The organism is Nitrospiraceae bacterium (assembly GCA_019637075.1).
Taxonomy (GTDB): domain Bacteria; phylum Nitrospirota; class Nitrospiria; order Nitrospirales; family Nitrospiraceae; genus JAHBWI01.
Genome location: JAHBWI010000004.1, coordinates 178325 through 191121, shown reverse-complemented (window position 1 = coordinate 191121; position 12797 = coordinate 178325). Strand labels below are relative to the sequence as shown.

General features: G+C 60.3%; 17 protein-coding genes. 4 read left to right on the top strand and 13 right to left on the bottom strand.

All coding sequences use genetic code 11. From position 1 onward, the window contains the following. Nucleotides 1-148 precede the first annotated feature (148 nt). The 8 genes from KF814_12105 to KF814_12070 all read right to left on the bottom strand — a co-directional run bounded on the left by KF814_12105 (nt 149) and on the right by KF814_12070 (nt 7467). Complete coding sequence (locus KF814_12105) at nt 149-910, bottom strand: alpha/beta hydrolase (protein ID MBX3236888.1); 762 nt, start codon at nt 908-910, stop codon at nt 149-151. Nucleotides 911-946: 36 nt separating this feature from the next. Further along, a complete protein-coding gene (locus tag KF814_12100) occupies nt 947-1579 on the bottom strand; it encodes a porin family protein (GenBank protein ID MBX3236887.1) in 633 nt (210 codons plus the stop codon). 104 nt (nt 1580-1683) lie between these two features. Then, nucleotides 1684-2010 carry a TRL-like family protein gene (locus tag KF814_12095; protein MBX3236886.1) on the bottom strand — a complete coding sequence of 109 codons (327 nt, stop codon included), beginning with the start codon at nt 2008-2010 and terminating at the stop codon, nt 1684-1686. A 298-nt stretch (nt 2011-2308) separates the two neighbouring features. Further along, on the bottom strand, nt 2309-4210 hold the full coding sequence (locus tag KF814_12090; GenBank protein ID MBX3236885.1) for a DUF4105 domain-containing protein: 1902 nt from the start codon (nt 4208-4210) through the stop codon (nt 2309-2311). Between the two features lie 58 nt (nt 4211-4268). Next, complete coding sequence (locus KF814_12085; protein MBX3236884.1) at nt 4269-4775, bottom strand: DUF3015 domain-containing protein; 507 nt, start codon at nt 4773-4775, stop codon at nt 4269-4271. 139 nt (nt 4776-4914) lie between these two features. Then, nucleotides 4915-5406, bottom strand: coding sequence for a metallophosphoesterase family protein (locus KF814_12080; protein ID MBX3236883.1), 492 nt, complete (start codon nt 5404-5406; stop codon nt 4915-4917). Between the two features lie 9 nt (nt 5407-5415). Continuing rightward, nucleotides 5416-6543, bottom strand: a complete 1128-nt coding sequence (locus tag KF814_12075; protein MBX3236882.1) for a M48 family metallopeptidase — start codon at nt 6541-6543, stop codon at nt 5416-5418. 240 nt (nt 6544-6783) lie between these two features. Then, a complete protein-coding gene (locus KF814_12070; protein ID MBX3236881.1) occupies nt 6784-7467 on the bottom strand; it encodes a TIGR00266 family protein in 684 nt (227 codons plus the stop codon). Nucleotides 7468-7715: 248 nt separating this feature from the next. Here KF814_12070 and KF814_12065 point away from each other — a divergent pair, with 248 nt between their 5' ends. Then, complete coding sequence (locus KF814_12065) at nt 7716-8063, top strand: hypothetical protein (GenBank protein ID MBX3236880.1); 348 nt, start codon at nt 7716-7718, stop codon at nt 8061-8063. Nucleotides 8064-8083: 20 nt separating this feature from the next. Here the strand turns inward: KF814_12065 and KF814_12060 are convergent, their stop codons facing one another. Then, nucleotides 8084-8335: a response regulator gene (locus tag KF814_12060; protein MBX3236879.1), complete on the bottom strand. Its 252-nt coding sequence runs from the start codon at nt 8333-8335 to the stop codon at nt 8084-8086. Between the two features lie 482 nt (nt 8336-8817). Between KF814_12060 and KF814_12055 the strand changes: the two genes are divergently transcribed. Genes KF814_12055 through KF814_12045 form a run of 3 tightly spaced genes read left to right on the top strand, consistent with a single transcriptional unit; the run spans nt 8818 to nt 10957 of the window. Continuing rightward, the gene (locus KF814_12055; GenBank protein ID MBX3236878.1) at nt 8818-9147 is read left to right on the top strand and encodes a hypothetical protein; all 330 of its coding nucleotides are present in this window, start codon (nt 8818-8820) and stop codon (nt 9145-9147) included. Beyond that, nucleotides 9144-9980 carry an HDOD domain-containing protein gene (locus KF814_12050; GenBank protein MBX3236877.1) on the top strand — a complete coding sequence of 279 codons (837 nt, stop codon included), beginning with the start codon at nt 9144-9146 and terminating at the stop codon, nt 9978-9980. The genes KF814_12055 and KF814_12050 overlap by 4 nt, the downstream gene beginning before the upstream one ends. Continuing rightward, nucleotides 9977-10957, top strand: coding sequence for a diguanylate cyclase (locus KF814_12045; protein MBX3236876.1), 981 nt, complete (start codon nt 9977-9979; stop codon nt 10955-10957). The genes KF814_12050 and KF814_12045 overlap by 4 nt, the downstream gene beginning before the upstream one ends. A gap of 10 nt (nt 10958-10967) precedes the next feature. On the opposite strand, the gene KF814_12040 is transcribed toward KF814_12045, so the two are convergent. From KF814_12040 to KF814_12025, 4 genes are read right to left on the bottom strand one after another with little or no spacing between them, the layout of a single operon-like run. Next, nucleotides 10968-11501 carry a DUF3106 domain-containing protein gene (locus KF814_12040; protein ID MBX3236875.1) on the bottom strand — a complete coding sequence of 178 codons (534 nt, stop codon included), beginning with the start codon at nt 11499-11501 and terminating at the stop codon, nt 10968-10970. Then, nucleotides 11498-11818, bottom strand: coding sequence for a hypothetical protein (locus KF814_12035; protein ID MBX3236874.1), 321 nt, complete (start codon nt 11816-11818; stop codon nt 11498-11500). Before KF814_12035 ends, KF814_12040 begins: the two co-directional genes overlap by 4 nt. Next, nucleotides 11796-12155 (bottom strand): hypothetical protein, encoded by a 360-nt coding sequence (locus KF814_12030; protein ID MBX3236873.1) that lies wholly within the window; start codon nt 12153-12155, stop codon nt 11796-11798. The genes KF814_12035 and KF814_12030 overlap by 23 nt, the downstream gene beginning before the upstream one ends. Further along, nucleotides 12152-12769 (bottom strand): RNA polymerase sigma factor, encoded by a 618-nt coding sequence (locus KF814_12025; GenBank protein MBX3236872.1) that lies wholly within the window; start codon nt 12767-12769, stop codon nt 12152-12154. The genes KF814_12030 and KF814_12025 overlap by 4 nt, the downstream gene beginning before the upstream one ends. Nucleotides 12770-12797 lie beyond the last annotated feature (28 nt).

Genomic DNA, 12797 nt, shown 5'->3' with positions numbered 1-12797 from the left:
CTTGCACTATTCCCTCGTTTATTCCCATGGCGCGCCGCAGCGCGCCGAATCATCGGTGGCGCACTGTATCAAATTGTATGGGAACCCGCCATATTTTCGAGGAAGATGTCGCATTCCAACCGGCAAGAGACCTCGGTAGGAGCACACGCTATTGCCGCAGGGCCGATGTGCAAAAACCTGTGAATCGTTCGTAGTAGGGTTGCCCGCCGACGGACGGCACGTTGTTATGATCGGCCCCGCGCACCACGTAAAACTCCTTCGGCGGTTTTGCCGCCGCGAAGACGCGTTGCCCCAACTCAATTGGAATAACGTCGTCGCGGTCGCCATGAATGAAGAGCTTGGGCAAAGAGAGCCGTCGGAGTCGATCCTCGAGCCGAAACGCCGCCCCCAAGAACCAATGCACCGGCAGCCCCATGTAAAAGTGGCGTGCGACCGTCTCAATCGAAGGGAAGCAGGATTCCAGCACGAGCCCCATAGCCGGCTTCTGCACCGCCAATTCTCCTGCTACCGCGCCGCCGAGCGAACGGCCGAAAATCACCAGCCGCTCCGGCCTGATGCGGCGCCCTCGGGTCAGGTAGTCATACGCGCCGACCGCGTCCGCATAGAGTCCATCCTCTGTCGGCCGTCCCTGGCTCCGACCGTATCCGCGGTAGTCGAACAGGAACACGGATAGCCCCGCTTGGTACAGCGCGCGGAGATTCTCCAGACGGTGGATCATGTTGCCGGCATTCCCATGGCACCAGAGTAAGACTGCGTTCGTCGCCGTCCCTTCGGCGTACCATCCGAACAACCTCGTCCCATCCGCCGCCTGGAACCACACCTCATCGATGGGAACGCCGCTGACCTTCGCCCAGTCGCGATCTTCCCACGGAGCGGGATGATACACAAAGAAGGAATCCAGAAAGCTCATGGCATCTCCCTCATGCCTCAGGCCGGATGCAGTTTGTCAGAACCGAAGACCGGCGCCGATCAACCCATAGTGCGTACGGAAGTCCACCGCTAACCCATCCCAGTGATAGTTGGCCGAGAAGTACCGGTATTCGCCGAAGACAAAGACTTTCGGGGTAACCGCGATTTGCACCCCTCCCACATATTGATGCCCCAGGGCCCGCGCGGTTTCGAAATCCTTGTCGGCGCGGCCGATGATATTGGGGTTGAGCAACGTGCCGTGAGACCAGCCGGCGCCGATCCCCACATACGGCCGGACCGTCTCTCCAGGATACCGGAGAATCAAATTGAACATCGTATTGAGGACCAAGAGATTGGAGCGGCCCGTGCCGTGATCCTGACTGTTCGGCCGGTTGGGAAACGATAAGGCGCCGCCATGGCCGGAAGAATCGAGTTCAAGCCCCAGGATACGATTGGTGAATTGCGGGAACAGCCCCGCTTTCAGCCCGGCCCCGAAGCCCTGCTTGATCGAAACGTCGACGGTCGAACCTTGGTTGAAGATCCCGTTATCCCGCGGCCAACTGCCGAGCGCGTAAGCGGAAAGCTCGATGTCACCGAATTCGGCGGTCAGACCCGTCGGCGGGAAACCGAGGAGGAGAAGTAGTCCGGCGGCGCAGGCAACAAGCCACATACTGAACTAACCGTACCATGCCGGGAGGGACTGGGCGAAGAAAGAAAAAGGGTCTCCGGACCATCGGCCCGAAGACCCTTTTCCCATTACACAGAACCGGGAGATCAGCTGCCCTTAACGATCGTGCACCATTCGCCGATGATCCCGAGGATGTTCTTCGCCGAGTGATCGACCGAAGCCACCGTGGTGATGCCGCCGGCCGCTTTCGCCGCCGAGACGCTCGCGTCACCCGTGGCAACCCAGCCGAGGATCGACTGACCGCAGGCCTTGCCTTCCTTCGTGGCCGTGTTGTGGGTCGTAGCCACATCGCCGTACTTGGTTTCGTTGTAGATTCCGCCCGCCATCGGGGACGCTACGATCTGGCAGCCGGTGAGGCTGAGGTACGCAGCAGTGATCAGGCTCAGAGAACACAGAACGGTAAACTTCCTCATAAGTCCTCCCTCTTCGAGGTTAGCGGTTAGTTGCCCACGCCCTTTATCCCACGCAGGGCCGGGCTCTACGACGCCGGAGTATAGGTAACCTCATGAATCTTGTCAAATGGCCTTCGGATAAAAACGCGAGAAGCGGAGACGGCGCAGTAGATTCCCTAGGGCCGTGAAACGACGACGCAAGACATCACCGACCGGACAAGCCGAGACACATGCTCAACAGCACTCAGGCATGCGTCACCATTAATCAACTCGATCAGGCAACTAGCTCCTTCAAACATTCTGTTCTCGTCGGGCCGCTTCAAAAAAACGATTGCAGGGAAAACAGCACGTCGTTGTCGTGGTCCCGGTGGCTATATTCCAGGCGCAACGCCCAATTCGTCGCCAGTGTCCAACGCTGCCCCACCGTCCAGCGAACATCGTCCGACTTGTCTCCCAAGGCATATCGAAGATACGTACCCGTCACCATGAATCGCCACCGTTCCGCCAGATCGGCATACATGCCGGCGGATGCGCCGCCCCCGACACGATGGCGCTCCTCGTAGGCCTTGCTGTAATTAGCTTCCACTTCGGCAAACGCAAAGTACACTTCGCGTCTGACCACATGCGTTTCAGTCGCCACCCCGATCCCCCCTGATGCCACGCCGTTGCTGCAGAGCTTGCAGTCGCCATGCCGAATGGTCTGCAGACCGATATTCAGCTTCCAGGACGGGGAATGAAACAGTCGATCCATCGGCGAAAGCGACATGATGTTCGCAAGGGTCGCCCGTTCGATCCGCGCCTGGTCGGCCCTGTCGTAATGGCGCAGGGTCAGCGAGACCAGCTCCAATTGAGCATCCGGGGTATAGCCTGGTTCAGCGTCCAACAAGTCGTGATAGCCGGCACGGACGGTGAGTTCTTCAAAGGTGTCGTTATTGCGCCATCCGCCCCCGACTGCCGCGCGCGAGGTGGCATGTCCCAATTCAGGCTGCCTAGCGAACGGGGCGATCTCGATGTCCTCCGAGGGAATGCGCAGTCCGCTGCGCGCCGTCAAAATCTGCCGATTGCGATCACGATACAGGGGACTGCGATCGGGATCGTTTTCGCTCCGGTACCGCAAATAATCCGAGGCCACGTCCAACACAAAGGCCTGCCGCGCCGGTTGCAGTGAAGTCAGCGTCTCGGACTTCAGCGCCGCCGGATCATCCACCAGCTGCTTGACCAAGCCGAACTCTTCGTCTCCCAATCGTTCCCGTTTCCGTCGAATCAGGGTCACCCGGGACGGCCGGTAAACCCGATCGGCCACCAAACCCGGCTGAGCCGACAGAAGTCGGACCGTATCGGCCGGCACGGTCCATAAGACGAAGTGGTCCGTCAGATGCAGGGACGGATCCGCATAGTCCAGCAACGCCAATAGGTGATAGGAGCAATTCTCCTTGAAGAAGAAATAATCGAACGACGCATTGCCCATTTCCCACGCATGCATCAGGAGACGCCGAACTTGGGTTTCCGTAAAGTTGAGCTGATACTCCCAGATATCCCGGTTCTCGATATCCCGGTACTCCTGTACCTTTAAGTAATAGGGAATCGTCGAAAAGAGCCCCCGATAGCCGCCGAAGATGCCGCGGATCGGATACAGGAGGTCGGACCCTGCTTCCACCTCAGCCGCGTAATTGATGGTGTACGCCAGCAACCTGGTCTGCGGGGTCTGGCCTTCCTGATCGATCCGGAGAAAGGTGTGCCCGAACATCGATGCCGGATTGTTCAGAAAGGCGGCGGGAAAGATCAGGGAAATGGATTTCGCATGAAACTCGGCGAACCAGCGATTGAACCGCTCACAGGAAAGCGGCTTCAGCTGAGCCGGATCGAACTGCAGTTGCTCGCTCAACCACGCATACCGGGCGATGAACGCGCACTGGGCCGGTTGCTTCGAACGGCCGACCGACTCCTCGCTGAAAAACTGCTTCAACGTCGCGGCAAGTTCGGCTTCCGGATCCCGTTTCCCGTTCGGCGAGAGGAAAAACCCAGGATCGTCCTGCTCGCTTTCGATTCCGCCGAACCAGCCATCTCGATAATGCAGGAGCAGGCGCCATTCCCGCTGATCCGCCAGACGACGCGCGGTCGCTTCCTCGATCAATCGGTCTTGATAGGGGGTCACCCGTTCCTCACCCCACACGACGGAGGCGGACAGGAGGAGGATCAGGAACGTGAGGAAAAGATGCACGATGGGGCGCAAACACAACGGGGCCCCGGCGCAAGGCCGGAGCCCCGTTCAGGAAAGATTAGCGAGTGACCGCTTGAGCAAGGACGGGATTCTGGCTCACGGCATCGTTCAACGCCTTCACCAGCGCAACGGATGACGTCTCGCCGGTCTGTACCAGCGACGTATAGCGCTCCTGCGTCAGCGAAAAGAACGCCTGGTGATGCTCTTCGGGAATGCCCATGAGCGTCGCCAAGGAAGCAAGGTGCTCTCCCTTCCCCTGCGCCATTTCCTGCGTGAGGTTTTCAAAATTCAGCAGCGCGAACATCGTGGTCCTTTGGTCGGCCCACACCTGTCCGTCGTTCGTACAACCGGAGGTCCCGGAACTGATGCCGAAAGTCCCGCTGCCGAAACTGCCGTTGGTGGTCGCCATCATCACCTGCGGCGCGATATTCTTTTGATTCTTGAAATCGGCCCAGGCCAGCTTGCCCAAACCGCACCCCGGCCCCGTATCGGGATTGGCAGCCATGGCCAACCCTGCCTGCGAGACGAACATCAATGCCCCTACCACCATAAGAAGCTTCTTCATATCACGTCCTCCTCGGATGAGAGTGAATAGGCCTGTGCAATCAATTAAACATCGAGCACCACGCGCGGCATTATAACCAAATCGCCCAAGGCATGTTGAGCGAAAAAGTTTGCGGCCGATTCCCTAATGGAATCAGCGGTCACTCCGCGCGATCCTCCAACAGAATGTGTTGCGGCTCGACCCGATCGGTCCCAAGGACAAGAAGCCCGACGGCGCGCGGCAACGTGAATCGCTTCGGACCAGCCGACCCGGGATTGAACAGCAGCATGCCGTCCAACCATTCCGCCTTTGGCTGATGCGTGTGGCCGTACACGCAGACGTCGGGACGCACGCGATCGAGGAAGTGCCACCCCTCTTTGGTCATTCGCCCGCCCTCGTACAGCCGATGATACAGCGCGATCCGATGCCCCATCAGCTCGACGACTTGCTCGACGGGGAATCCGCTCTCCTCGAAGCCATCGACATTGCCGGACACAGCCGTGACCGGCGCAATCGCCTCCAAATGTCCAATCACCTGCGCACGGCCGATATCGCCCGCGTGGAGAATCCTCTCCACCCCGGCCAGGTGTCGGAGAAGGGCCCGATCGAACAACCCATGCGTATCCGACACCACGCCAAGTCGCATCGCCATGGCTCCCGGTTACTTTCCGGCCTCTACCGGCCCCAACGACTCGCGAACCTTATTCCAGTCGAACGTGAAGGGCTCCGGACTTCGTTTCGGTAGGGCCGCCAGTTCGGCTTTCAATCGCTCCGCCCGTGCGGCGCTCATGGGATGCGTCGAAAACAACTCCAGCCGTTCCTTGTCCTTCTCCGACAATCGTTCAAAAAAGCGAATCATTCCGTCCGGCGCAATGCGGGCTTCATGCAGCAGATGGATGCCGGTCAGGTCGGCCTCGGTCTCCTGCTCACGGCTGAACCGAAGGGTCACCAACTCAACCCCCAGTTGCTTTGCCAGACCGACCAAGCCGGATTGATCCCCCAAGATGATCGTCACGACCGCGGCCAGTCCCAGTGTCTTCACGATCCGCTCCAACCCGTGACGCTGCAGCACATGGTTGAGTTCATGGCTCAAGACGCCAGCCACTTCCTCGCCGCTTTCGGCCTTTCTCATAAGGCCGGTGAACACGACGACATATCCGCCCGGCAGCGCGAAGGCATTCACAACGGGACTCTGTACGACCGACACCTCGAACTTGTAAGGATTGTTCGGAATCTTCTCCGCCAGCCGTCGCGTCATTTCCTGCACGGCCTCCACTCCCATTCCTTCTTTGGTAACGGTCTGGCCGGAAAGAAAATCGTGATAGGCGGCCTCGCCCAGCTTTTGTTCCCATTCGACTGGAATACGGCTGACGGCCCACTCCACCAGCAGGTCTGAACCGAACCACAGGAACACCCCCAACCCAACCACAATGCCGGCGGCAACCGTCCAGAGGGTGCGGTGGCGGTGACGTGCACGCCGCACCTCTTCCGCCGCGCGATCGAGGTGCGCAGTCAGTTCGGGCGGAGCCGTGCGACGAAATGCCAGAATGACGGAAGGATCCTTTAGGTAGAGCGTATACGCTGCGGGACCGTCGCTCCACGACACTACCAGATGGTCATGGTCCAGCCCGCCTGCCGCAACCGTGATCTGAGCAAACGAAATCGACTGGTCAGCCACCCCGGCCGCTCCCGAGAGGAGCAGCCCATCACTTGTCACCACGGCATGGCAAGGCACGCCGGCGGCGGGAAGACCTTCACCAAAACACAACGCGTTGGCTGGCGACATCATGACAGGTCGGTCAACACCAATATCGAACTTCTTGCGACCGCCGATAAGAAGACCAGATTCTCACTGAATCGCTCACACGCCACTTTCGGATACCCGAGAATACGGTCACCTGTTCAAGCGGCCGATCAAAATCCTCCTAGACAAGGCCACAGGCGAACGCAAACCGGAGGTGTACTCTCCGAGGACATTGAGGATTTGTCGGAAGCCGAGAACGATGTAGAGAGGGATTTTCATCAGCCGCTATTCCGAAACAGGGATGAATTGCCTGATCCATGCCCCAAAACTCCCCGGATTGCGGCTTTGGATATACACCAACCCCGGACCGCGGAATCGGCAGACGAACCCTTCTCCCGACGTCAGGCTCGCGATCCATCCGGACGCCGCCTTCTCGATGTTGTAGGTCGTCGTGGCAGTCCAGGCCACCAGGTGGCTGTTGTCGACGATGTATTCTTCGTTCGGCTTGAGCTCGATCTTATGGATCGCGCCGAAGCTGTTCAGGATCAACTGGCCGGTCCCGCTGATGCGCAGAATGAAGAAACCCTCTCCACCGAGAAGCCCGCGCGTCAGGCTCTGCATCTTGCTCTCGATTTTCACGCCTTCTGCCCCGGCCAGAAACCCGTCCTTCTGCACCATATATTCGTTCACGCCGTCGAGATCCATGATGACGATCTCACCGGGCACCGTGGGCGCCAATAGCACTTCACCGGCGCCGCGGGCTGCCCGGAGGGTCTGAAAGAAAAACTTCTCGCCGGTCAGCATCTTGCGGGACAAGGCACCGAGGAACCCGCCTTCCATCTTGCTTTCGATGTCGATCGTGGGGGACGCACCGACCATGGCACCGGACTCTGCTTTGACCGTCTCGCCGTCGTTCAGATGCACCCGAACCATCGGGAACGCCCCCGGATACAAGATTTCACTCTTCATGCGATGTTCTCCTTGCTCAAGGCTTGCCAGAGACCGGAGGTGAGAAGGCACACGGTCTTTCTGCTCTCCCGTTGAAGAATTGTTTCGCTGACAAATTTCACAGCGGAGTACAGCAAGCCGATTCTCGAGAATGTCCGTGATCCTGTCAAGTCACGCGCATCCCGCCCGCGACTTCGTCGGTCACTCCGTGCTCGTGCTTGGCAAGATCCGCGCATCACGACACATTTTCGGCGTAGGGGCCGGCCGCCATGGACACTGCAATCGTCCCACGTGAGCCCGACTCCATTGTCTTGGAGTTGGACGATCACTTCCCGATCCGTTCCGTGGATCAGGCGTGGGACATGGGCGCCAAATGCTTCGGCGCGGAAGATTGCGCCGGGCCTTCCATCGTCGTCACCCCAGTGCTGCAGCATATCGCCGGAGGAACGACCCGCACGTTCTACCGGCAGCTGCATGCCTGGGTCACCCGCACAGGTCGATCCTTTCGCCTCCCCTACCGGTGCGATGCACGGTCTGCCCATCCTACCAGGCACAGCTCAAGCATTTATTCGGCCGGAATGCTCTCAGTGATGCCTGACCACCGAGGCAATGACTGACGGGCGTTGTGCTCGATTCGTCACCGCTGATGGAGCTGTGCCGCCAAAAGGCTGGATCGATCATCCAAGTCGAATGGCTTCTTGATGAAACCGCGGAGCCCCTCGTCGAGCAGTTCCCGATACGGCTGAGCGAACGGTTGCCCCGAGAAGAGAATCACCTTTGCTTGGGGATCGAACTTCCGAATCACACGAAATACTTCGATCCCGGTCATGCCCGGCATCACGACATCCAGCAACACGAGATCGAACCGGCCGCTGCTGATAGAGGGCAATCGCCCGATGCCCGCCCTCGTCCAGCGTCACGCCGTAGCCAAGGTGTCTCAGAAACTCACTCATCATCTCCCGAATTGAGATCTGGTCGTCCACGACCAGAATGTGCCCGGCTTCGTCCGGGCGGTGTTCAGGTTGCAGCATCATCGGCAGGCCCTGAAGGCACGGAGCAACGTCGTGCACAGTAAGTACTAGCAGTTAGGAATGGGGGGCAGTGTGGGGAACGACACCTGGACGGTCAAGAAATCAAATGGCCCTATAACCTAGTAATGTCCGTGCCGTCCCGGCTCATGGCGAGCCTCGCTCGGCTACCCCAGCCGGCGATCCCCATCAACCTTCAATGACCGACCGTCTCAGGGTCCCTACAGATTTGGGCGGATTCGACCGATAACGCACCACGAACCCGAATTCATGACCTGCGCGATCTCCCGCGGCCCGTGATAGCGGCCTCGGCAGCCCGCCGCTCAATGGACGATATCGCTGCATGAAGCGCGTGGTGCTCGAAGAACTGACGCCGGGCATGGTCTTGGCCAAGCCGGTCACGAATTCCGGAGGGATGGTCGTGCTGGCCTCAGGGGCCGCACTCGACGACGCGACGATCGGCCGGCTCCGGCAACTGGGACTCGCCTCGGTCTACATCGAGGGCGAGGCCGGCTCGTCCGACGGCAAGACCTTGGCCGAACTCGAAGCCGATCTCGACAGCCGCTTTTCCCGCGTCAACCAAGATCCTCAGCAACGCCTGATTCTTGAAGCGATCCGGCAACACCTGCGAAACACGCACGGCGTCGGCGAAGCCTCAGGTTCTTCCTCATGAGCCCAACCACGAAAGTCGATCTCAAGAAACGCATCGAGCAGGTCGGCGAGCTGCCGACCTTGCCCCACGTCGTGCAGAAGCTCGCCTCGATGATCGGTCGGCCGAATGTCTCGGCCGAAGAGATCGGGATCCTGATCGAAAAGGACCAAGTTCTCTCCGCGAAAGTGCTGCGCCTGGCCAATTCCCCCTTCTACGGTTTTCCCTCCCGCATCGCCTCCGTGGCCCATGCCGTCGTCGTGCTCGGCTTGAATGTCGTGAAGGGGTTGACCCTCTGCGCCACCGCCTTCGACATGATGAAGACGGCCGGCATGCATCAACTCTGGCGTCATTCGCTCGGCGTCGCCATCACAGCCCACATTCTCGGCACCAAAGCGGGGATGAAGAATCCCGAAGAGGCCTTCGTAGCCGGCTTGCTGCACGACATCGGGAAGGTCGTGCTGTACGTCAAATGGCCTGACGTCGGCCGCCAGATCACCGCGGCCAACAAGGGACAGGACCGCTATCTGATGGAAACGGAGCAAGAGCTGTTCGAGGTCACCCACGCCGACGTCGGCGGCTGGCTGGCGTCGGCCTGGCACCTACCCATCACGCTGCGCGAACCGATCATGCTCCATCACACCCCCACCGCTGCCCAAGACGCGAAGCTCCAAACGGCCATCGTCCATGTCGCCGACATTCTCGTCAAAGGCATGGCCTGCGGCCATTCCGGCGATGACCTGGTCCCGCCGCTGTCCCAGGCGGCATGGAAACTCGTCGGCCTGGATGAGCAGAGCCTTGCCGACTGCCTGGCCAAGGCGAGCGAGGAATTCCAGACGATCGACGATTACCTATGAGCCACCCGCCCACCAACCGACGCATCCTCCTGCTGCACAATGATCCGGGTGAAATCGAGCGGCTGTCGGCGTGGCTCGCCAAAGCTGGATTCAACGTCGTGGTGGGTGAAGCAACGGGGCTCGCCCTACACGAACTGGTACAAGATCCTCCCGGTTTGGTACTCGCCGCCGAGGGCACGAACGGTCGATCGGCCGAAACCTTGGCCCGCGACCTCCGGGCTGATCCCTTCCTCGGTCGGTTGCCGCTGGTCTTCCTTATCCGTGACATTCGGGTCGGTGACTTGGATTGGACGGCCTTGGGCATCGATGACTATATCGCCATCCCCTACCGGGCAGAAGAAGTCACACAGCGGGTGCGACTGTGCCTCAGCCGACTGGCGCGGTCGCTCGACGCCAATCCCCTCACGCGACTTCCCGGCAACACTACCATCCTGCATGAAACGACCGCCCGCATCGAGAGCAAGGCCCCGTTCGCGCTGGCGTACTTGGACATCGACAACTTCAAGTCGTTCAACGACCGGTACGGATATGCCCGTGGAGACGAAGTCCTGGTGGTGACCTGCCGCATCCTCACCACGGTGGTCAGTGAACTGGCGGGCCCCGACGGCTTCGTCGGCCACGTGGGCGGCGACGACTTTGTCTTCATGAGCGCGCCACAGACGATCGACGCCATCTGCCAAACCCTCATCAAACGCTTCGACCTCGTCATTCCGGACTTTTACGACCCGGAGGATCGGCAAAAGGGCTACATCGATTCCGTGGATCGCAAGGGCAACCACGAGCGCTTTGCCGTCATGAGCCTCTCGATCGCCGTCGTGACCAACCAACATCGCGAGATTTCACACCCCGGTGACGTCAGCAAGATCGCGTCTGAATTGAAAAAGGTCGCGAAGGCGAAGAAGGGCAGCGTCTACGTGAAAGACCAGCGGGGAACCGGGGTCGGTACCCACCAGGAAGAATCCGCCTCGAAGCAGTGAGACCTCCTGCTCAATCCTCGGCGGCAGAGGACTTCGGGGAGGGTTCAGTGGCAGGGGAAGGCGTACCAGCCGGCTTCTCCATCATATCGCGGCGCAATTGCTCTCGATAGGCGCGGCGTTCCTGCGGCGACATTCCCTTGAATTGTTTCCGCAGTTCCTCCTTGCGCTCCTCCGGCAACGACTTGAACCACCTGCGCGCCTTCCGCACCGCCTCGCGGTCCTCCGGAGAGAGATCCCGAAAACGTTGGAACCGTTCCCGCATTTGCCGCCGCTGGTCATCCGGCATATTCTGCCACGCACGAAACCGCTTCTGCGCGTCTTTCCGTTCCTCCGGCGTCATCGCATTCCAGCGGCGCGCCCCCTTGAGCAATCGCTCCTGCTTATTCGGTGGGAACTGGTCCCACTTCTCGCTGAACCGTTGCAGGGCGGTTTGTTCATCCGGAGAAAGCTGGTTCCAAGGCACCCCCTTCGCGTCCCGCTGCGCCCAGACAGGCCCGGCAAGACAGGTAGCGATGACCAGCAGAAGCAAGAGTGTGCGAATCATGGCTTTGACTGCGGTGTTGTCGTGGCCGAGCCCTGCTTCACCGGCGCCGGCGGCGCTGGTTTCCGGGACGGCGTCAGGGCCTTCTCCTTGTCGGCCCGGCCTCGAGCATGAGGCGCTTCAGGTGATGGTTCGACCGGTGGCTCCTGGAAGGGATCGCCGCGAAGCTCGTCCTCTTGCTCCAAGGATTCCAGAAAATCGAGAAAATCTGCCTCCAGGGCTTCACTCGGCGCCACCGCTTGCGGCGCGGCCTGGAGGACTACGGGAACCCACACGCAAACTGCGACCAGCGCCCAATTACCCGATCGTCGAAGTGGCATCGGCGAGCCAATCGTAGAATTCGAGGTCCTCGGAGATTTCGACGTTCTCGGTCGACGTCACCAAGTCCAAATCCTCCAGCAAATGCATATGGCTATGGGGCTCGATCGCCGTGGGAGCCTCCCAGAGTACGACCGTGAGAATGGCCGCCGATGCGAGCACCAACCCGCCGGCCCATGCCAGCCACGGCCGACCATGAGCAGCCCCCTCAAGGGCGCGCATGCGGGCCCGCTGGAGTCGCAGCGTCGTGTCCCGATCGAGTTGCTGAACAGCATCATCCAGTACCAGTTTAGCCGACGCCGAGAGCGGGTCGACCGTTTCGTCAACGCGCTTACTCATGGCCAATGCTCCCCCAAATGTTTTCTCAGGGCCTGCACCGCTCGATAAAAATGCGTCTTCACGCTTCCTTCCGAACAGCCCATCGCTGCCGCCGTCGAGGCAACATCCAATTCTTCCCAGGCTCGAAGGAGGAAGGCCTGCTGCTGGCGCAACGGCAAGGTGCGAAGCGCCCGATCAAGAGCCAGGCAGGCACGCTTCCGCCGCAATTCCTCATCCGCCGGGACAGCCGAGGTATCGGGCAGCCGATCGAGCGGATCTTCTTCATCGTCCTCGGCCTGACTTCCCCCGAACCACTCCCGGAATCGGTTCCTGACCCGCGTTCGACGATACCAATCTCGAATGCGGCTCTGCAGGATGCAATGAAAGAGCGGGCCCCACTCCGACTCAGGCCGATGGCTGTAGCGATCGACCAGCTTGAGCATGGCATCCTGCACGAGGTCCATCGCCTCGTCCTCGTTTCCGGTGGCAATATGAGCCATCCGAAACGCGCGGCGCTCGATCCCCGCAAGAAATCGATCCAATGCCTGGGTCTGCTCCAGCAGTATCGCCCTCCCGCCCAGGCAGAGGCTGCCGGGCTGCGCGGGGGCCAGGAGTCGGGACTGTATCCCGTCCATCGCCACCTACCCCCTCTCCTTGCCGACA